Origin of the sequence: Clostridium rhizosphaerae (assembly GCF_016765585.1) — a bacterium.
GTDB classification, from domain to species: domain Bacteria; phylum Bacillota; class Clostridia; order Clostridiales; family Clostridiaceae; genus Clostridium_AT; species Clostridium_AT rhizosphaerae.
The window spans coordinates 1-20,452 of sequence record NZ_JAESWC010000012.1 but is presented as its reverse complement, the minus strand read 5'-3'; the positions used below and the strand labels follow the sequence as shown (position 1 = coordinate 20,452).

Annotated in this window: 20 protein-coding genes; 19 read left to right on the top strand and 1 reads right to left on the bottom strand. The window is 34.6% G+C overall.

Going from position 1 to position 20,452, the window contains the following annotated elements:
* Positions 1-81 precede the first annotated feature (81 nt).
* The 13 genes from JK636_RS15455 (at position 82) to JK636_RS15395 (ending at position 13,211) form a co-directional block, all read left to right on the top strand.
* Positions 82-924: a carbohydrate ABC transporter permease gene (locus JK636_RS15455; RefSeq protein ID WP_243428248.1), complete on the top strand. Its 843-nt coding sequence runs from the start codon at positions 82-84 to the stop codon at positions 922-924.
* 13 nt (positions 925-937) lie between these two features.
* Positions 938-1,768 carry a carbohydrate ABC transporter permease gene (locus tag JK636_RS15450; protein WP_202749911.1) on the top strand — a complete coding sequence of 277 codons (831 nt, stop codon included), beginning with the start codon at positions 938-940 and terminating at the stop codon, positions 1,766-1,768.
* A gap of 45 nt (positions 1,769-1,813) precedes the next feature.
* Positions 1,814-2,866: a glycoside hydrolase family protein gene (locus JK636_RS15445; protein WP_243428247.1), complete on the top strand. Its 1,053-nt coding sequence runs from the start codon at positions 1,814-1,816 to the stop codon at positions 2,864-2,866.
* Between the two features lie 207 nt (positions 2,867-3,073).
* Positions 3,074-3,856 carry a 2-dehydro-3-deoxy-D-gluconate 5-dehydrogenase KduD gene (gene kduD, locus JK636_RS15440; RefSeq protein WP_202749910.1) on the top strand — a complete coding sequence of 261 codons (783 nt, stop codon included), beginning with the start codon at positions 3,074-3,076 and terminating at the stop codon, positions 3,854-3,856.
* A 112-nt stretch (positions 3,857-3,968) separates the two neighbouring features.
* Positions 3,969-4,631 (top strand): DUF624 domain-containing protein, encoded by a 663-nt coding sequence (locus JK636_RS15435; protein ID WP_202749909.1) that lies wholly within the window; start codon positions 3,969-3,971, stop codon positions 4,629-4,631.
* Between the two features lie 34 nt (positions 4,632-4,665).
* Positions 4,666-5,151, top strand: coding sequence for a hypothetical protein (locus JK636_RS15430; protein ID WP_202749908.1), 486 nt, complete (start codon positions 4,666-4,668; stop codon positions 5,149-5,151).
* Between the two features lie 111 nt (positions 5,152-5,262).
* Positions 5,263-7,278 carry a DUF2264 domain-containing protein gene (locus JK636_RS15425; protein ID WP_202749907.1) on the top strand — a complete coding sequence of 672 codons (2,016 nt, stop codon included), beginning with the start codon at positions 5,263-5,265 and terminating at the stop codon, positions 7,276-7,278.
* 26 nt (positions 7,279-7,304) lie between these two features.
* A complete protein-coding gene (locus JK636_RS15420) occupies positions 7,305-8,480 on the top strand; it encodes a glycoside hydrolase family 88 protein (RefSeq protein ID WP_202749906.1) in 1,176 nt (391 codons plus the stop codon).
* Between the two features lie 172 nt (positions 8,481-8,652).
* A complete protein-coding gene (gene kduI, locus JK636_RS15415; RefSeq protein ID WP_202749905.1) occupies positions 8,653-9,483 on the top strand; it encodes a 5-dehydro-4-deoxy-D-glucuronate isomerase in 831 nt (276 codons plus the stop codon).
* A 69-nt stretch (positions 9,484-9,552) separates the two neighbouring features.
* The gene (locus tag JK636_RS15410; protein WP_202749904.1) at positions 9,553-10,200 is read left to right on the top strand and encodes a bifunctional 2-keto-4-hydroxyglutarate aldolase/2-keto-3-deoxy-6-phosphogluconate aldolase; all 648 of its coding nucleotides are present in this window, start codon (positions 9,553-9,555) and stop codon (positions 10,198-10,200) included.
* Positions 10,201-11,211 (top strand): sugar kinase, encoded by a 1,011-nt coding sequence (locus tag JK636_RS15405; RefSeq protein ID WP_202749903.1) that lies wholly within the window; start codon positions 10,201-10,203, stop codon positions 11,209-11,211. It begins immediately after the preceding gene.
* Between the two features lie 12 nt (positions 11,212-11,223).
* The gene (locus tag JK636_RS15400) at positions 11,224-12,003 is read left to right on the top strand and encodes a carbohydrate-binding protein (protein ID WP_202749902.1); all 780 of its coding nucleotides are present in this window, start codon (positions 11,224-11,226) and stop codon (positions 12,001-12,003) included.
* A gap of 254 nt (positions 12,004-12,257) precedes the next feature.
* Positions 12,258-13,211, top strand: coding sequence for an ROK family protein (locus JK636_RS15395; RefSeq protein ID WP_202749901.1), 954 nt, complete (start codon positions 12,258-12,260; stop codon positions 13,209-13,211).
* A 204-nt stretch (positions 13,212-13,415) separates the two neighbouring features.
* On the opposite strand, the gene JK636_RS15390 is transcribed toward JK636_RS15395, so the two are convergent.
* Positions 13,416-14,297 carry an AraC family transcriptional regulator gene (locus tag JK636_RS15390; protein WP_243428246.1) on the bottom strand — a complete coding sequence of 294 codons (882 nt, stop codon included), beginning with the start codon at positions 14,295-14,297 and terminating at the stop codon, positions 13,416-13,418.
* Positions 14,298-14,557: 260 nt separating this feature from the next.
* Here JK636_RS15390 and galE point away from each other — a divergent pair, with 260 nt between their 5' ends.
* The 6 genes from galE to JK636_RS15360 all read left to right on the top strand — a co-directional run bounded on the left by galE (position 14,558) and on the right by JK636_RS15360 (position 19,127).
* Positions 14,558-15,571, top strand: a complete 1,014-nt coding sequence (galE, locus tag JK636_RS15385; protein ID WP_202749899.1) for a UDP-glucose 4-epimerase GalE — start codon at positions 14,558-14,560, stop codon at positions 15,569-15,571.
* A gap of 73 nt (positions 15,572-15,644) precedes the next feature.
* On the top strand, positions 15,645-16,568 hold the full coding sequence (locus JK636_RS15380; RefSeq protein WP_202749898.1) for a nucleotidyltransferase family protein: 924 nt from the start codon (positions 15,645-15,647) through the stop codon (positions 16,566-16,568).
* Positions 16,568-17,677, top strand: coding sequence for a phosphotransferase enzyme family protein (locus JK636_RS15375; protein ID WP_202749897.1), 1,110 nt, complete (start codon positions 16,568-16,570; stop codon positions 17,675-17,677). The genes JK636_RS15380 and JK636_RS15375 overlap by 1 nt, the downstream gene beginning before the upstream one ends.
* Positions 17,678-17,690: 13 nt before the next feature.
* A complete protein-coding gene (locus JK636_RS15370) occupies positions 17,691-18,332 on the top strand; it encodes a carbohydrate-binding family 9-like protein (protein WP_202749896.1) in 642 nt (213 codons plus the stop codon).
* 350 nt (positions 18,333-18,682) lie between these two features.
* The gene (locus JK636_RS15365; RefSeq protein WP_202749895.1) at positions 18,683-18,826 is read left to right on the top strand and encodes a hypothetical protein; all 144 of its coding nucleotides are present in this window, start codon (positions 18,683-18,685) and stop codon (positions 18,824-18,826) included.
* A gap of 148 nt (positions 18,827-18,974) precedes the next feature.
* The gene (locus JK636_RS15360; protein ID WP_202749894.1) at positions 18,975-19,127 is read left to right on the top strand and encodes a hypothetical protein; all 153 of its coding nucleotides are present in this window, start codon (positions 18,975-18,977) and stop codon (positions 19,125-19,127) included.
* The last annotated feature ends 1,325 nt before the right edge of the window (positions 19,128-20,452 follow it).

The window sequence follows — 20,452 nt, the reverse complement described above, 5'->3', positions numbered from 1 at the left end:
CTCAAAGGAGGTACTTACATGCAAACGGCCAAATCTACCAAAAAAGGTTTGTCGCTTAATACTAGGAATACACTCATTGGCATGTCGTTTATTTTGCCAAATTTTATTGGCTTTTGTTTGTTCATTATGATCCCTGTGGTATTTTCATTTGTACTTAGTTTTGCCAAATGGGACGGATTTAATGCCATTCAGTTTACAGGTTTTTTAAACTTTACTGCAATTTTTAAAGACCGTATATTCTGGGAGGCGCTGAGACATACTGGCATTTACACGGTTTTTTCAGTTTTGCTTAGTATGGCTGGTGCACTTGGTTTAGCGGTATTACTAAATAAAAAAATACGCGGTGTTAACTTCTTCCGTAGTGCTGTATTTTTTCCTTACGTTGCTTCGATAGTGGCAGTAGGTGCGGTATGGAACGCAATGTTTATGAAAGAATCAGGTCCTATAAATGCTTTTCTGCACCTAATAGGGGTTCAAAACCCTCCAGGATGGTTTGCCAGTGTAACATGGGCTTTACCGGCTGTTATTATTGTAAGTGTATGGAAAAATGTAGGCTACTTTATGATTATATATTTAGCTGCATTGCAGGATATTCCGTACGAATTATATGAAGCTGGCGATATGGACGGCGCATCAAAATGGAGACAGTTTTGGAGTATTACATTCCCGATGCTCACTCCGGCTCATTTCTTTGTATTTATGATGCTTACAATAAACAGCTTTAAAGTATTTGATCTTATATTCGTTCTTACAGACGGCGGACCTGGTACGGCAACGAAAATGCTGGCTAATTATATATATGACCAGTCGTTCGTATCCTGGAACTATGGTACAGCAAGCGCTGCATCAATAATTTTATTCCTTATAGTTGGCTGCATTACACTTGTGCAGTTTAGAGTGGAAAAGAAGCTTAATTTTAAGTAGGGAGGAAAGTGTAATGATTGAAAAACAAAACCGTGTATGGAAAATTGTTATATACATTTTTCTCATATTAATCGCATTTATAACTCTTTTGCCGCTTGTATGGATGTTGTCGGCATCATTGAAATTAGAAACCCAGGTATTTAGTGTTCCTATAAAGTGGATACCTGATAACGCACAGTGGAGCAATTATGTGAAGATATGGCAAAAAATACCTCTTGCTCTATTTACTTTTAACAGCATAAAACTTACGATTATAATTACGTTTATACAACTTATAACTTCAAGTTTTGCTGCTTACGGTTTTTCAAAATGCCAATTCAGAGGTAGAAATACTTTATTTACCTGCTATATAATTACCATTGCAATTCCATGGCAGGTATATATGCTGCCCCAGTATATAATTATGAATAAGATGCATCTTGTAGACACGCACTTGTCTATAATTCTTTTACAAAGCTTTACAGCGTTTGGTGTTTTTTTACTACGTCAATTTTATATGAGTATTCCGGATGAACTTTTGGAAGCTGCGCGTATTGACGGACTTTCAGAATATGGGATTTATGCACGTATCGTTCTGCCTTTATCAAAACCGGCCCTTGCAACACTTACAATATTCAGCTTTGTAGGTGTATGGAATGATTTTATGGGTCCTATGATATATTTTAACTCTACAAGCGTCAAAACGATCCAGCTTGGTATCCGTATGTTTATTAGCCAATATTCTGCAGAATACAACTTGATTATGGCAGCAAGTGTTATTGCACTTATACCGGTGTTTGTAATTTACGTGGCTTTTCAGAGGTTCTTCATACAAGGTATTGCCACAAGCGGCCTTAAAGGCTAAATACTTAATATAGAAACTGTAGTAAACCTGTAGGAGGTTTATACTATGAATAGAAATTCAAAGGATTTTGAAAATCATTTTATGCTAGCACCAGTTGGCGGAGGATTTTTTATGGAAGGCTATTGGGTGTGGTGCGGCAGTGTGATTAAGGGTGAAGACGGTAATTACCACATGTTCGCATCCCGCTGGCCTAAGGACTTGCCTTTTCATCCAGGGTGGGGCATGGAAAGCGAAATTGTGCGCGCCGTGTCCAAAACTCCGGAAGGTCCATATAAGTTTGCTGAGGTTGTGCTCGGTTTCCGAGGCCCTGAGTATTGGGATGGATGTAGTGTGCATAATCCCGTTATTTGCAAATACAAAGATGAATATGTATTGTTCTATATGGGTACAACCCACCCCTTCGGGGCAACCCCCCGTGGTAGAAATTTAAAACATGAAAGTTATCAATGGCAAGCTGCCCGAAGCAATAAGCGCATTGGTGCTACTACTTCCAAAAGTGTGTTTGGCCCGTGGAAACGCAGTGACCAACCGCTTTTGAACGTAAGATCAGGATGTTTTGATAATTTCTTTACATCTAATCCTGCTCCATGCATCAATGAAGATGGGAGTTGCCTTTTAATATATAAAACACGCTCATATTTGAAGCCTCCCTATGAATGCGATGACATTTATGGCCCTATGGCTCTTGGTGTGGCATGGGCGCCACATTATAGCGGGCCATACAAACGCCTAACGGATAAGGCTTTATTTGATATTAATGAGGGTGTATTGGAAGATCCTTTTATTTGGAAAACATCTAACGGTTACGGTATGATAGCAAAAGATTGGAAAGGAACCTATACCGGAAATATTGGCAGCACTGTATATGCCTCATCTACGGATGGTCTAAACTGGACAATAGAAAATCATCCTGCTTTTGGCCGTGATATTTTATGGTCTGATGGTAAAATCCGCACTATGGGCAATATGGACCGCCCGTTTATCTTGTTTGACGGCGATAAAATGACCCATCTTTTTGTTGCTACAAACGATGGCAAGGAAGCCGATTTTGCTACAATGACCAGTTCGTGGAATGCTTGCATTCCACTAAAACAATGACAAGAAGTAAATTCTATAAGTACTAACATACAGTTGATAACTAAGGTGCTAATCTAATTATAGTAAAGCGATTCACCTATAAATTAACGATATAAATTAAATGTTTTTGTATGAGACCATTTATTTATACTAATTATAAGGATAAGCTTTATTTTGCAAACTGTTTTGAATAATAAATTATTAGTAAAAGTGATGGAGGAATTGAATATGAGTAATGTTTTGGATAGGTTTTCTATTGATTTTTTTAGATTAGATGGAAAGGTCGCAATAGTTACTGGTGGAAACACTGGCCTTGGACAAGGCTATGCAGTAGCTTTAGCTAAAGTAGGTGCAGATTTAGTAATTCCAACATATGATCAGAATTGGGATGAAACTAGAGCGTTAATAGAAAAAGAAGGAAGAAAGGTTGTTTTTGTACAAGCTGATTTAACTAAGAAAGAAGATAGAAAGAAAATTGTAGATGTTGCCTTGGCTCAGTTTAGTAAGATAGATATATTAATAAATAATGCAGGAACAATCAGAAGAGCGCCGCTGCTTGATTACAAGGAAGAAGATTGGAATGCGGTAATGGATATTAACTTGAATGCTGTATATTTCCTAAGCCAAGATGTAGCAAGGATTATGGCTAAACAAAATTACGGAAAGATCATTAATGTAGCCTCGATGTTAGCGTTCCAAGGAGGTAAGTTTGTACCATCATACACTGCAAGTAAACATGGAGTTGCTGGTATCACTAAAGCCTTTGCAAACGAACTTGCTTGTTACAATATTCAAGTAAATGCTATTGCACCAGGGTATGTTAAGACCGCTAATACAGCTCCAATAAGAGCGGATGAAGGAAGAAATGAAGAAATATTAAATAGAATACCAGCAGGTAAATGGGCTGAACCATCTGACTTAATGGGAGCTATGGTGTTCTTAGCAAGTAAAGCTTCAGATTATGTTAATGGGCACATTTTAGCTGTAGATGGTGGATGGTTAGTTAGATAACTAAACTTCATTTTAAGGGAAGAGTTCTTAGCTCTACAAAGTTTCTTTATTGAGGTAATTGCAACATCTGGTATGAAGGGCTAAATATAAAAGAGAAAAGGTGGGATAAGTGATGATAAAAGAGGATTTTATTCAAAATAATGTTTGTTTTAATATTTTCAATACTATATATTACTTTTTGAGGATGAACATCTATTTTGGATTAACGAATGCATTGTTTTTAATAACAGTTGTAACTTTTACTTTTAAAATTCAAAATGTATTAACCTTTGCTATTGCACTTATTCCAACAGGTCCTTCTATATCAGCATTGATCTATTGTTTAAATAAGTATAATAAAGAAAAGTTACTAAATATATCTAGTGATTTTTTCACAGGATATAAGGTATTTTTTAAAAAAGCAATTTCTGTTTGGTTAGTCTCGTTATTGCTAATTACAATTTTGATAATAGATCTGTTGTTTTTTATGAAAACGCAGTATATTGGAATGTTTGCCCCAATAATATTTATAGCCTTTTATGTTGTTTTAATTACAGCTATAAATTATTTTTACTATTTAGTTAAAAATGAAAATTCAAGTATTAAAGATTTATTAAAAATTTCTTTTTACTTTTCGCTTAGAAAATTCTATTTTGGAATTGTAAATTTAATTATTGTTTTAAGCTTGTTCTTTATAACACTACTAATGCCAGTGTTTGGGGTTGTTATATTACCAAGTATATTTATTTATCTAATTTACATAAACAATACTTATTTATACAAATCAAAGGAATAACTGCAAAAATGCTAATAGTAACTTAAAATACATTATGATTAAAGTGGTATTTGTTAATGATAAATATCACTTTATTAATAGGCCTATAGAAGGATCTGAAATACAAAACATGATTATAAGGAATTTAAACAAAAGTAAAATAATAATTATTCTTTTCATTATAGTTATTTCAGTAATCTTCTTTTATGGATGTGCCAAAGCAAGGCCATCTACTAAAGATAACAAACAAAATATTTTGAGCGAAGAGTTAAAGAAAAAAGCAAAGGTTTATAAAAATGAAGAATATCAAAATGGTGAAGTACCATTGGAAACTTATATAAAGATGGAAGATAAAATACTTCAAACTAACAACAAAGATAAAAAAATAGTATATAAAGGTGACAGATTTATATTAGAAAACAATGGAGTAAAATATCAAGTGTTTTCTGGAACAAATACAACTGGTAATGTAGATGATCAAATAATCATATATGGTACTTATTATGTATTCATTAAATCGGATGTCATTGAAAAGTATTAGGATGGTGAGTAAGGTTGGTGTTCAAAGAACTTAGACTAAAATGGTCTGATTACTTAACAAACAACTATGCAATGATTTCATTTAATGATAAGAAATTTAAAGGAGACTGAAATGGCGTTTAAAATTTTAGATCCAAATTATGAAAAAAGCCCTTATTCAGGAATGACAAAAAAACATTGGTTAGATGCTTCAAAGTTTCTATTAGAAGGTATATTTAGGCATATACCGAATATGGATGCACCTGTTTTAGTTCCACGACAGGAATTTAGCATAAGTTATCCTAATAATAACACCAATGAGTGGAAAAAGTATGCGCAAAAGTTTGAAGGCCTAGCAAGAAGCTTCTTATTAGCAGCACCACTTTTACATAATGAACCGTCGGCAAAGGTTTGTGGATATTCTCTCAAAGAGTATTATAAAAAGCAAATATTACTTTCAGTCACATCGGGAACGCCTAATTATTTGCTAAGCGTGCCAGAATTAGAGAGTATGGCTAAATCAGGTGAAACTGCTTTTCAACATACCTGTGAGTGTGCATCCTTAGTAATTGGTTTTGAAATGTGTAAGAAAGTAATTTGGGATACCTATACTGATGAAGAAAAAGATGCAATAGCAGCGTACCTTTCAAGTTTTGGTCATAGTAGAACATCATCGCATAATTGGCGCCTTTTCAATATGCTAATTCTTGGTTTTTTACATCAAGAAGGGTATGACATTGATAAAGATATAATGAGGGACCATGGTCAAACAATTATCTCATATTATGCAGGGGATGGTTGGTACAGGGATGGTCATTCTTTCGACTATTATACTCCTTGGGCCTTTCATGTATATGGTCCACTGTGGAATCAATGGTATGGGTATGAGAATGAGCCATACATTGCAGAAAAAATTGAGCAATATTCAAATTCTCTAGTAGAAAGCTATCCTAATATGTTTGATAAAAGAGCACAAGTTACTATGTGGGGGCGCAGCTGTATCTACAGAAGTGCTGCCACGGCACCATTAGCTGCTAACTTTTTATTAAGAAACCATAAAGCAAATCCGGGCCTCGCAAGGCGAATAAATTCAGGAGCTCTACTACAGTTTATAACAAAAGAAGAGGTTTTTTATGAGGGTGTTCCTTGTTTAGGTTTCTATGGTCCTTTTGAAGCTATGCTTCAGGATTATAGTTGTGCAGAGAGCCCCTTTTGGTTAGCCAATTCCTTTGTATGCCTTTGTTTAGAAGATAATCATCCCTACTGGCAAGACCAAGAGAATAATGGTATATGGGAAAATCTTGAGAAAACTAAGTCAAAAACAACGGTTTTAAATGGTCCTGGAATAGTAATAGACAACCATGGTGCTAATGGTATTACTGAATTTAGAACTGGAAAAACAATGTTTTCAAGAAAAAGTGCATATATAAGGAATTACCTTCGCCTATCATTCAACAGTGAATTCCCTTGGGAAGATTTTGATTATGCCGGTGCTGAAGCAATGCAGTATAGTCTGAAATATTTCAATACAGAGGAAGCGATAGTTCCAAACATTATTCTGTATGGTGGGGAGAAAGAAGGAGTGCTTTACAGAAAGGAATATTTCGATTTTGAATCCTCCTTTCAAGGAAAGCCCTCAATTTGTATAGCAGATTTTCCTGTTGACTATGGGATGATACGTGTAGACAAAATGAGAATTCATGATAAGCCTTTTATGCTTTCTTTGGGTGCTTATGGTTTTCCAAAGGATGATAAAGTAATCATTGAAGAAAGAAATTACTTTGGTGCAAAGGCTATAGTCATAAAAGGAAAAGAAAAGCAAATAGCTATGTGCATATATGCTGGCTTTGATGACATAAGAGTAAAGGAAAGAGTAGGAGTTAATGCCATAGCAAAGGAAAGCTATCTCATTTATGGAGAAGTAAACTGTGATAAGTACTATGAATATAAGCCTTATGTAATGATATCTGCAATATTAACTAAAAATGATTTAAGTTCATGGACTGAGGAAGAGCTATTCCCAATTAAAGCTTTCAAGTTTGAAGATAGGGAAAGGTGCGGCGGATATGGTAAAGTGTATCTTAAAATGCAGGATGGCAGGAATATTACTGTTGATTATGAAGAATTGGAAGGAAGACTTTCAATATAAATTGCTATTTGATCGGAGGGTACAAAATGCAGACAAAAGAATCATTATTAAAGTATGAAAAAATAACAACTGCTGAATTAGAAAAGGCTCGTGATAGAGCAGTTGAATTGATAAAGAGAAATATTGATAAGTTTACACACTATTTTCCAGATTCTAACAGTGTAAATAATTTTTATCCTCAAACTGAAAATGTAGAATGGACAACAGGTTTTTGGACAGGGGAAGTATGGCTTGCATATGAGTGCACAAGAGATTCAAAGCTTAAGGAAGTTGGAGATATTCATGTAAAAAGCTTTATGAAAAGAATTGTAGAAAAAATTGATGTAAATCATCATGATATGGGATTCTTATATTCTCCTTCCTGTGTTGCTGCATATGAGTTGACTGGAAATGAAGAAGGAAAAAAAGCTGCCTTGTTGGCTGCAGACAATTTAATGAGCCGCTTTCAAGAAAAGGGTCAATTCTTTCAAGCCTGGGGAGAACTGGGAGCTGTAGATAATTACAGATTAATCATTGACTGTTTACTAAATATGCCGCTACTTTTCTGGGCTTCTAACGTAACTAAAGACCCAAAATACGCAGAAAAGGCAACAACCCATATAATAACTGCAATGAATTATGTTATACGTCCTGACAATTCCACGTACCATACTTACTTTTTTAATAAAGAAACCGGTGAGCCAATGCGTGGTGTAACTTGTCAAGGTAACCGTGATGGTTCTGCTTGGTCAAGAGGGCAGGCCTGGGGGATTTATGGGTCAGCATTAAGCTATAAGTATTTACGCAATACAGAATATGTTGAGATATTTAGAAGGCTGACGGATTATTTCTTAGCAAATCTTCCATCAGATTTAATACCTTACTGGGATTTCGACTTTAATGATGGCAGCAATGAACCTAGAGATTCTTCTTCTTTAGCAATCACAATTTGCGGAATGCTTGAAATGGCAAAATACGTGGAAAAAGAAGAAGCGGAATATTATACACAAGTAGCTAAAATACTACTAAAGGCTTTAGTAGAACGCTGTGCTGTTACTAACCCCAAAATATCAAATGGTATATTGCTGCATGGCACCTATGCAAGAGCTTCAGTTAATAATCCATGCAGTAACAGAGGAGTAGATGAATGCAATACTTGGGGCGACTACTTCTACATGGAAGCTTTAATGAGGCTAACAACAGATTGGAAGCTATATTGGTAAAAAGTTTAATAAAATTTAAGCGGAAAGAAAACTTTCCTTTGAAGGAAAGTTAAGCTCTTTAAAAGTAGATTAATATGTTGAAATTATTGAACGTAATTTTGATATTGAGCATTTTAAACAAATTGCTCAAAGGTGTATAGATTGAAATAAGAAAAATTTTGGAGGTGCAAAAATGGATGTAAGATATTCAAGCCATTATGAAGATGCAAAAAAATATGATACTAAGGATTTAAGAAATCATTTTTTAATAGAGGACCTTTTTGTTAAAGGTGAAATTAAAATGGTATACAGTCATATAGATAGAATAATCATCGCAGCAGCGGTTCCAGCAGAAAAGCCATTGCTTTTAGAAGCAAGCAAAGAGCTTGGCTGCGGATATTTTCTTGAAAGAAGAGAAATGGGTGTAATCAATATAGGTGGGCCTGGAATAGTTACTCTTGATGGAGAAAAGTATGAATTAAATTCAAGAGATGGACTTTATGTAGGAATGGGAGCAAAAGAAGTAAGCTTTGAAAGCTTGGATGCAGCTAGGCCGGCTAAGTTTTATATAAACAGTGGAACTGCTCATAAGAGTTATCCTACTGTAAAGATAGGTTTAGATAAGGCCAACAAAGTAAGTGCAGGCAGTGATGAAGAATGTAACAAGAGAACAATAAATCAGTATATACATCCTGCAGTTTGTGAAAGCTGCCAATTGGTTATGGGAATGACTATATTGGAACCAGGCAGTATTTGGAATACAATGCCTTGTCACACTCATGAAAGAAGAATGGAAGTTTACTTATACTTTGATATGGATGCTGAAAGCGTAGTGTTCCACTTCATGGGAAGACCAGATGAGACAAGACATATTGTTATGAAAAATGAACAAGCTGTAATATCACCAAGCTGGTCAATACATTCTGGTGTTGGTACAAAGAATTATACCTTTATATGGGGTATGGTTGGCGAAAATCAAACCTTTACTGATATGGATGCAGTACCTACAAGTTCTTTAAAATAAATATACTAATGCAGTCTGTTTATGAAGATAAATAAGCATTGACTGCATTTTTAATATGGAGGTGTAACTATGTTATCTAAATTAAAAGTATTAGATGCAATGTGTGAAAGCGGAGTTATTGCTGTAATAAGAGCGAGATCAATGGAAGAGGCAATAGAAATTTCAAAGGCCTGTATTGAAGGCGGAATAAAGGCTATAGAAGTGACTTATACGGTGCCCGGAGCTTCTGATGTAATAAAGGCATTAAGTGAAACTTTTAAAGATAAATTATATGTAGGTGCCGGAACGGTACTGGATTCAGAAACTGCAAGAACAGCAATACTCTCCGGCGCCGGATATATTGTGAGTCCTGGCTTTGATGAAGCCACTGCAAAATTATGTAACAGATACGGTGTACCATATTTACCAGGATGCATGACAATAACAGAGATGATAAAGGCTATGGAAACAGGAGTTGATATAATAAAGCTCTTCCCAGGAAATGCCTTTGGTCCATCCTTTATTAAGGCTATCAAAGCACCACTGCCGCAAGCAAACATAATGCCTACTGGTGGAGTAAGTTTAGACAATGTACATGAATGGATAGCTGCGGGAGCAATAGCTGTAGGAATCGGCGGAGATTTGCTTAAGGGTTATAAGGGATTTGGAATAGAAAAGGTTAAAGAAAATGCAAAGGAATTTGTGGATAAGGTTAAGGAAGCAAGGGGGCGACTTTAATTGAAATTTATATCTGTTGGTGAAATACTAGTAAGATTTTCACCTCAAAATTATGAAAAAATAGTTCAAGCTTCTGCCTTTAACGTTAATTATGGCGGAGCTGAAGTAAACGTTGCAGTTTCCCTGGTAAACTTAGGTGTGGATACTTCAGTGTTTTCAGTAGTACCTGATAACTCTTTAGCAGATGCAGCATTAAAATATTTAAAGAGTAATGGAATAGATACAAGACATATAAAAAGAAGTGGTGAAAGGCTTGGAACATATTACTTAGAAGAAGGGGTATCCATAAGACCTTCAGAAGTTATATATGATAGAAAGCATTCTTCTATATGCGAAGTTGACCCTGATTCCATTGATTATGAACAACTATTACAAGGATTTGATTGGCTTCATATTAGTGGTATTACTCCTGCTTTATCGGAAAATTGTAGAATTCTCACTGAAAGAATATTGAAATCAGCAAAAGCATTAGGAATTACAGTAAGCTTTGATCCTAATTTTAGGGGAAAGCTTTGGAGCTTTGATACTTCAAGAGATGTACTAAGTGAGTACATGCAGTATGTTGATATATTAGTTGGAATAGAACCTATCCATTTGAAGGACGAAAATGGTAAGGAATTGAAGGACGGACTCAGCATGAACCCGGATATTAATACAATGGACACCATTTTCAGAAAGTTAAATGAAAAGTACAAATTCAAGGCTATAGCAAGAACTGTGAGAGAGGTACATTCCAGTACCAATAATTCACTAAAAGCCTATTTGCACATAGGGGATAAAACTTATGAAAGTAAAAAAATAAATTTTGATATTGTGGATCGTGTAGGTGGCGGTGATGCCTTTACTGCAGGCCTTATATACGGATTGATGAAGAATTTTGAACCACAAAAAACTATAGATTTTGCTATAGCCTCCTCTGCCATAAAGCATACAATAAGAGGTGACGCAAATCTTTCAAGCAAAAAGCAAATAGATAGCTTTATGACTCGCGGTTTTGAAATTAAAAGATAAAGAGGTAATATTATGAGAATTGAAATTAAAAATATTAATGGAAAAATAATAGCATCCTCAGCAGGTGAAAAGGAAGTAAGCCTTATATACAATGGGAATTATTCAATAGGAGATAAGCTAATTTTTAATTTTGGAGATTATAAATATGCTTTCGCAAACATTGGTGAACATATAATAGAGTCTTTAGTATATGCACCGGAATCAAAATTCGAATATGATATTCCTTTTGGAGAAAAGCTTACAGCATATCATCCAGAAGCGTTTCAGGGAGATATTCATAAAATAACACTTAGAGCAGCAAATAACGATGAGATTTCTCAGTATAGAAATCTTGCTCTAAACGGACTGGATAAACATATGGATGTAAATTATTATCCTCATGCTTATGCCAGTATAGTAACAAGAAATGAATCATGCTTTGAACCGAGAAATGCTATTGATGGATGCAAGGATAACTCTTCACATGGACATTACCCTTATCATTCTTGGGGTGGTGGACTCCGTGATGATTTAGAATTTATATTATATTTTGGAAGAGAAGTTCAAGTAGATAAAATAGTACTATACTTAAGAGCTGACTATAAAGATGACCATGATACAAATTGGAAAACTGGTGTATTTGAATTTTCTGATGGAAGTAGAATGCCAATTACAATGATTAAAACTGCAGAACCGCAGGAATATGGATTTGACACTAAAACTATTAGCTGGATAAAGCTTACGGAAATAAGAAGACCTGTATCCTCTGCTTTCGCAGCCCTTACTCAAATTGAGGTATATGGAAAAGGTTAAAAAATTTAAAAATGGACTAAGTATAAAATTCAACTGCCTTCCGGATTATGCATAATTTGGGAGGCAGTTGTTTTAAAATTAATTCTAAAATGTGAGAGCAGTTTGAATTTATTTTGGTAAAGATGGCATTATCTAATTTAATTGTAGTTAAAATTGTCCAACAGGCTAAATGTACAAAATTCTCGACTGATATTATAAATACAAGTAGTTGAATAAAAATTATAATTAAAAAAAGAAGAATAATTTAGGAGATGATGGAAATTAAAAATGTATTATGCTTTGATATAGGTGGAACCTTTATAAAATACGGAGTTGTAACTGAAGGTGGCAGAATATTATACAAAGATAAGACTGCTACACCAAGGGCAAAATGTAGAATTAATATACCAATTAAGCTGTCAGAGATAACAAATGTTTTAAAGGATAAATTCAATCTTGAGTTTGTGGGAATATGCACTGCAGGGCAAGTGGATATTGATAAAGGTGAAGTAATAGCAGGTGGCGTAAATTTTGAAGATTATTCTGGAGCAAAGCTTTCAGAAGACATTTATAAGAGTACAGGACTGAAAGCATTTGTAGAAAATGATGTGAATGCCGCCGCACTAGGTGAGCTGTGGATGGGTGGAGGAAAAGAAATTGATAGCTTTGTTTGTATTACCTTGGGCACTGGCATAGGCGGAGCCATCGTAATAGATAGGAAGCTTTATAGGGGCTTTGGAGGCTATGCTGGGGAAGTAGGACATATGACAATAAACCTGAAGGGTGAAGAATGTAATTGCGGCTTTATAGGCTGCTTTGAAAGATATGCTTCAACCTCTGCTTTGGTAAAAAAATATATTGAAGCTTCAGGCGTTAGTAATAGTCAAAAAGAGGAGCTTAAAACCAATGGGGAGGAAGTAATGAAAAAGGTCAAAGAGGGCGATGCAGCTGCTTGTACTGTATATAGAGAATATTTAGCGGCCCTAGTAGCTGGATTAGTAAATCTGACCCATATTCTTGATCCAGGCTGTATACTTATAGGGGGAGGAATATCTGCTCAAGGGGACTTGTTTTTTGAGGAAGTGAACAGATTATTTCAAGAGAAGGTTATGAAGCCCTATGGCAGCTATACCAGGATAATTAAAGCAGACCTTGACAACGATGCGGGGCTTTTAGGAGCAGCATATATAGTTAAAGAGAGGTTTAAGAACTGTAGTATTATTAACTAATATTGAAGATCCACTTCTCCATACTACAAACTTACAGATGAAGATTTAAGAATGATGGTTGAATTAAATACTAAAAAGCTTGTAAAAATAAAAATCGAGCAAAGCTCAAGAAATCTATCTGTTTAGAAATATAAAGCATAAAAAGAAATTAATAGGCGATAGGTAACAATGTTATCTATCGCACTTTGGCTTTCCTAACTTTTATTAAATTGATTTAACTGAGTTGTTATATTCAGATAAAGTCATTCCAGTGTCCTTTTTAAAATGTCTTGAGAAGTAGTGAATTGAAGAATACCCTAATCTTTCTGCTATTTCAGAAAAGTTCAGCTCTTCTTCACGAATAAGCCTTTTGGCTTCCTCAATTTTTAAATGTCTGAAATATTCTATTACTCCTGTTCCTATTTTTTCCTTAAAAATTGTTTTTAAGTTAGTTTTGCTCATGTTTGAAAACTTACAGACCTCCTCGAAGATTAAGTTATTATTAACATTATCCTGCAGGAAAGCTATAACTTTATTGGTCAGATTATTATCTGATCGCTCTTTTACTGAAGAAGATAACCTCACCTCATTTGTGATGCTTCTATCCCTTCTCACAAGATTAATCAAGAATTCTTCAAGATATAGCTTGATTAATTGCTCGCTTCCGAAAAGCGAAATTTCTCTTGGTTCAAGCTTTAATAATGTAGAAATGTTGAGGTCAGAGGAAAAAGCATTATGAGCTTCCTTTACAACCTTAGACAGCAGCTTCTTTTCTACATCGTCCACATTCATCATCTTATTTTCAAAGAAGGACATTAAAGGTGAATTACAATGAAATGATACAACGATCAAATTGGGAGCAACCTTTCCGTTAGCCCATAGGTTATGGAATTCATTTGGCTTGTGAAAAATGATCTCTCCCTGCTTAAGCTTGTAGCCGTTAGTATCAGCCATTATTTCAACTTCACCCTTATCTACATAAACAAACTCCCAAAAGTTATGAAATTCTCCTTCATAAACATAATCTTTAGCAAATTCAAAATAATGTACAGTTACAATTTCTTTTATGTTAAACTCCTCATTTAGAACAGTTTTGATATAGTTCATCATAACCACCTTAATATATAATATTAAAATTAACTAGAGAATTAATTTAGCATCAACTCAGAATTAATTTATAGAATTTAAACCTTATTTTCTGCAGATTTTTAAATAAATAAACTCTCTTATATATGATAACTGATTCTTTGAATAATTAAAAGAATTAAAGACTAAAAGTGCAAAATTCTTGACTTTTTTGATAAAGAATTTAAACGTGCAAACATATACAATATAAGTAATTAAATAATTATAAAAGGAGTGAAAATATGGCAGTTCTAGTCACTGGCGGCGCTGGCTTTATTGGAAGTCATACCGCAATACAATTACTTGAAAAAGGCTATGACATTATAGTAGTGGACAATCTGGTTAACAGCAGTGTTGAGTCATTAAATAGAGTAAGAAGAATAACGGGAAAGGATTTTAAGTTTTATGAGGCTGATTTGGTTAATAAAGAGGAGATAAGAAAAATCTTCATTGAAAATAATATAGAGGCTGTAATTCATTTCGCAGGGCTGAAGGCAGTGGGGGAATCAGTATCGATACCGCTAAGATATTACCATAATAATCTTCTAAGCACCCTTAATTTATGCGAGGTTATGGAGGAATTTAATATAAAGAAGCTTGTGTTCAGCTCCTCTGCTACGGTTTACGGTAATCCGAGCTCTGTACCAATTAGTGAGGTTTTCCCATTAAGTGCGACAAATCCGTATGGAAGAACAAAGCTTATGATTGAGGACATACTTAGAGACTTGTATGCATCTGATAATGACTGGTCAATAGCCTTGCTTCGTTATTTCAATCCTATTGGTGCTCACAGCAGCGGGCTTATAGGGGAAGACCCTAAGGGAATTCCTAATAATCTAGTGCCATATATTGCACAGGTAGCAGGCGGAAAGCTTGATTATTTGAAGGTGTTTGGAAATACCCATCCTACAAAGGATGGTACAGGGGTAAGGGATTATATTCATGTAGTAGATCTAGCAGGTGGACATATTAAGGCACTGGAAAAAGTAAGCACAAGTAAAGGCATAGAGGCATATAATCTTGGGACAGGAAACGGCTATACTGTGCTGGAGGTAGTGGAGGCCTATTCAAAAGCCTGTGGCAGGGAAATACCCTATAAAATAGTTGATAATAGACCTGGAGATGTTGCTGCCTGCTTTGCTGATACTTCAAAAGCCAAGGAAGAGCTAGGCTTTTCAACCACGCTGACCCTTCAGGATATGTGTATGGATTCATGGAAATGGCAGTCGAATAATCCTAATGGATATGAGAAATAGATAAACTCAAATGAGAAAAAGATTGGCACTAACTAAAATGCATTTGAAAGCAGTAAATGAAAGGAGAATAATTATGGTAAAACCAACTTTGGTGATAATGGCAGCAGGGATGGGAAGCAGATACGGGGGGCTCAAGCAGATTGATCCCGTTGGACCAAATGGAGAAATTATAATGGATTATTCAATATATGATGCCTTGAAGGCCGGCTTTGATAAGGTTGTCTTTATAATAAAAAAAGAAATTGAAGCAGCTTTTCGTGAAACCATAGGAGATAGAATAAGTAAGGTTATTGATACCACCTATGTATATCAGGAAATAGTAAAAGTGCCTTCTAATTATGAAGTTCCAGAGGGAAGGATAAAACCTTGGGGCACAGCTCATGCAGTTCTATGCTGCAAGGATGTTATTGATACACCTTTTGCAGTAATAAATGCAGATGATTTTTATGGAGCTACTTCCTTTCAGGAAATTGGAAGGTTTCTTTCAGGGATAAAGGATGATGGAGACTTTTACAATTATGCGATGGTTGGTTTTGAGCTAGAAAACACACTAACTGAACATGGAACTGTTGCTAGAGGTGTATGTAATGTAGATAATGAAAATTATTTAATAAACATAACAGAAAGAACCAAGATAAAGAAATCAAGTGATAGAGCTCAATATGCTGAGGGAGAAGATCTATGGATAGACATTCCGAAGGAAAGTACAGTATCCATGAATTTATGGGGCTTTACTCCAAGTATATTTATGGAATTAGAAAAAGGCTTCTCAAGGTTTTTGGAAGTGAAAGAAGCTGATAATCTAAAGGCTGAATATTTCCTGCCTAGTGTTGTAGATAAATTAATTATAGAAGGCAAGGCAAAGGTTAAGGTATTAACATCAAAGGAGCAGTGGTATGGAGTTACTTATAAAGAAGACAAGCCACTTGTTCATAAGGCTATTAATAGACTTATAAATTCAGGAATTTATCCTGAAAAACTTTGGGAGGAAAAGTAATGGAATCTAAAGTTGACTTTAAGAATATAATACAAAAATTCAATTTTGAAGGTAAATTCATAAAAGCTGAACCATATGGCTTCGGACACATAAATGCCACCTTTGTAGTGTACTTTGAAAAAGAAAATGGTTCAACTCACAGATATATTCTTCAGAAGATTAATACAAATATATTTAAGTCTCCAGAAAAGCTTATGGAGAATATAGAGAAGGTAACAGCTCATATAAAGAATAAGCTAATTGCAAACGGAGGAAACCCTGCCAGAGAAACCATGGAGATAATTAGAACAAAGGATGGAAGAAATCTTTATATAAGTGAGTCAGGAGACTGCTGGAGAGGGTATGTGTTTATTGAAAATGCTCAGACCTATCAGCTGGTTGAGAACCCTATACATTTTTATAACTCAGGAAAAGCATTTGGAAAATTTCAACAGAATCTTTATGACTTTCCAGCAGAAGAACTATATGAGACAATTCCTGATTTTCACGACACTGAAAAGAGATATATGGCTTTTTTAGACGCTGTAACAAATGATGTAAAAGGCAGGGTAAAAGAAGTAACAGAGGAAATAAGGTTTATAATGGATCGCTCCGAAGACACAAAGGTGCTTGTGAACCTACTGAAGGAAAATAAACTGCCGCTTCGTGTTACTCACAATGATACTAAGTTTAACAATGTTATGATAGATGATTTAACTGGAGAAGGAATATGTGTTATTGATTTGGATACAGTAATGCCTGGATTGTCTTTATATGATTTTGGTGATTCCATCCGCTCCGGAGCAACTACTGCAGAAGAGGATGAGGCTGATCTTTCAAAGGTATGGCTGGACCTTGAACTATTTGAAAGCTTTACAAGAGGATTTATTGAAGCAGCAGGAAAATCACTAACGAACATGGAAATCAAATATCTATCTTTCTCAGCAAAACTGTTAACCTTTGAGTGTGGTATAAGATTTTTAACAGATTACTTAAATGGCGATGTATATTTTAGAATTCACAGAGAAAAACACAACCTTGACAGGGCAAGGAATCAATTTAAATTAGTTGCTGATATGGAAGAAAAATTCCAGCAGATGAAATCAATTGTTAAGGAAATATGCCAATAGGGAGTGGTAGCTTGTGAAAAGCTATATAGTAAAAAAGGTTGATAATGATGAGAGAAGTTTACAGGTTATATGGCAGTCAATCTCTAAAGTAGACATTGATTGCTTTCCATGGGATACAAGTGGTTATAAGCCAATGACAGAAGTTGAGATGTTTTATACTAATGAATATTTTAAATTACGCTTTATAGCTCATGAGAAAAAAGTAAGGGCTATTTATTTAAATATAAATGAACCTGTTTATGAGGATAGCTGTGTGGAATTTTTTATTGTTCCTAAATCTCAAATGGAAGAAAGATACATGAATTTTGAATTTAATGCTTTTGGTAATTTATTATTAGGCATTGGTAGCAATCGACATAATAGAGCGCTCATTAATGTGGATCCAGCTATATTCGAAATCAAAACTTCTATTAATCCAGGTAATATTAGAGAATATGACGGAAGTGTATGGACTTTAGAATTTAAAATTCCTTTTGAGTTTATTGAAAAGTATTTTGGAAAAATAGATTTTTCATCAGGATATAAAATGAGAGGTAACTTTTACAAATGTGGTGATAAAACAAAATTTCCACATTATGGATCATGGAACCCAATAGTAAATGAAAAACCAGATTTTCATTTATCGCAGTATTTTGGAGAGTTTATTTTGGAATAAAATAAATATGAATAATTTTACCTTTACTCAAGATGACTGTAAAGAAGAAACTACTTCCACTTGGTTAATTACAGTGATGCAATTTGGATAGCATAAATCAACTGCAAGATATCCATAACACCCTCTTTATAGAGCGCAGTAGAAATATTTCATTTTTATGATAAACTTCAAACTATAGAAGCCTTCTTTAAGATGGCAAAAATGTATACCAAATAAAAAATCTTAGAACTTCTGAGTTTTATGGTATCTACGGTTTATTATGGCTAGTATTTATAACACATAATCTAATAAGTTGGTTTAAATATACAGCACTGTACGGAACAGAACTTAAAAATGTAGGGGTAAGAATTTTGATCAAAACCATTGGCAATATAAGAGGCTTTGTTAAAAGGACTTCTGAAGGAATTAAAGAAAGTATTCCACCGATAACAAGGCCAGCAGAACTAATTACTGACGCACTTTGTAGTCCAAAATATATACAAAGAAGGGAATAAAATAAAAAACAAAATACATTAAAGATTATCATAACATACGCAGTATTTAGATTAATATGGTTAGTACTTTCCAATTATATGGAAGGAATGCGGTAAAGAAATACCCGAAAAAGATCCTTAAACTTCCTAGCCAACCTTGAGCAAGATTATGCTTGTTCAAGGTGGACTTGACCAGGGCATGTCCAGCTACAGGCTTGGCTTCGCTGAAGTAACAAACTGCTGCAATCTTATAGAACTAATAAAAGACCCCAGAGGAATACCCGGGACTTGGAGCTGCTGCGGTTTTTGGCTGTTGTTCTGAAGCAAAGTGAGTGAAGGAGGCTTGTTTTACTGTGCCCCCTGAGGATTGACCCAGGCAAAGGACCCGAGAGAAAGACCACAGGCTGTGATTATCAATTTATAGGCTTTGGATAAGCTGCAGGGATACATGGTTTTAGTACCGCTACAGCTTGTACAAAGCTTCCTAGGATCTGAAGTTGTGAATGAAATTTTTATTAGTTAACTTTATATAAATATAACTTCTTTCCTTCTAAAGAATTAAAATATATAACTTCTTAACTTCTGGACCTTCTTACCTTCTTGAATGTTGAAGCCTCCATTCTCATCAAATATATAGTTGTAGTAGTGGAAAACGGCCATATCAACGATGGTGTTGAACAGAACATTAACATCTGGATGCTCTGCTTTCAGGGCATTGAGCTTTCTTACTGCTGAAGGTCTCGTAGTGTAGGATTTTTTAACAGCGAAGCTCTCCATGTTTATTAGTGGAGTAAGCCTCTAGGTGATATGGAAGTTGATAGCAACAACCCTTTTGAGATTTAAATATACTAGAGTCTGTTTTAATGAATTATTTTGTTGTATTAGATTATGAGTGTTTAATTATGCGCTTCTCCTTAAGCCTCTAAGCTATAGAGTTTGCATTTTGAGTTACCCCTATTTTGTATCAAGTATATTCTAAATTGTGAATGATAATTGATATTTCTTTTTTTAAAAGTATTAATTATGATATCCTCGCTGTGCAGTCTTTTAGCTAAATCCACACATAGTAAAGACTATTCGCAAGTAAATTTATGCAATAAAATATACATATCCAGAAATACTTATCCTAGTGTATCAATGTGTGATAAATGGAGTAATTTAGAGAAATACTCGAATAAATAAAGATATATTAAAACAATAGTCTTAGAAGAATAAACGATAATAAATAAAAATGATAATATATATTTCGTTGCCGACAAAAAACGACAAAGAACGAAGGAATATATATTAATCTAATAACTCAATAAGCTGTGTAAAAATTACCACTAAATGAGTTATTGACAGAAATAAATAATCCTGTTAACATAGTTCCTACGCAGTTGCCCCTGACAAGGCAGCAGCAAAGTTTCCCTCAAGTTACCAGTAAATATGCTGTTGACTTTGAAGTAAAATGGTGATAAGATATAAAAGCTGTCAGATGACGGCAAAGCAAATTGGTCTTTGAAAATTAAACAGAGAATGATTAAGGTAAATGACCAGCAATTCTTTTGAAGTTGTTTAGTCAACTTCGATAAAATAAGTAAGCGATGAGCTTAAGTTTTCAAACTTTTAAATTGAGAGTTTGATCCTGGCTCAGGACGAACGCTG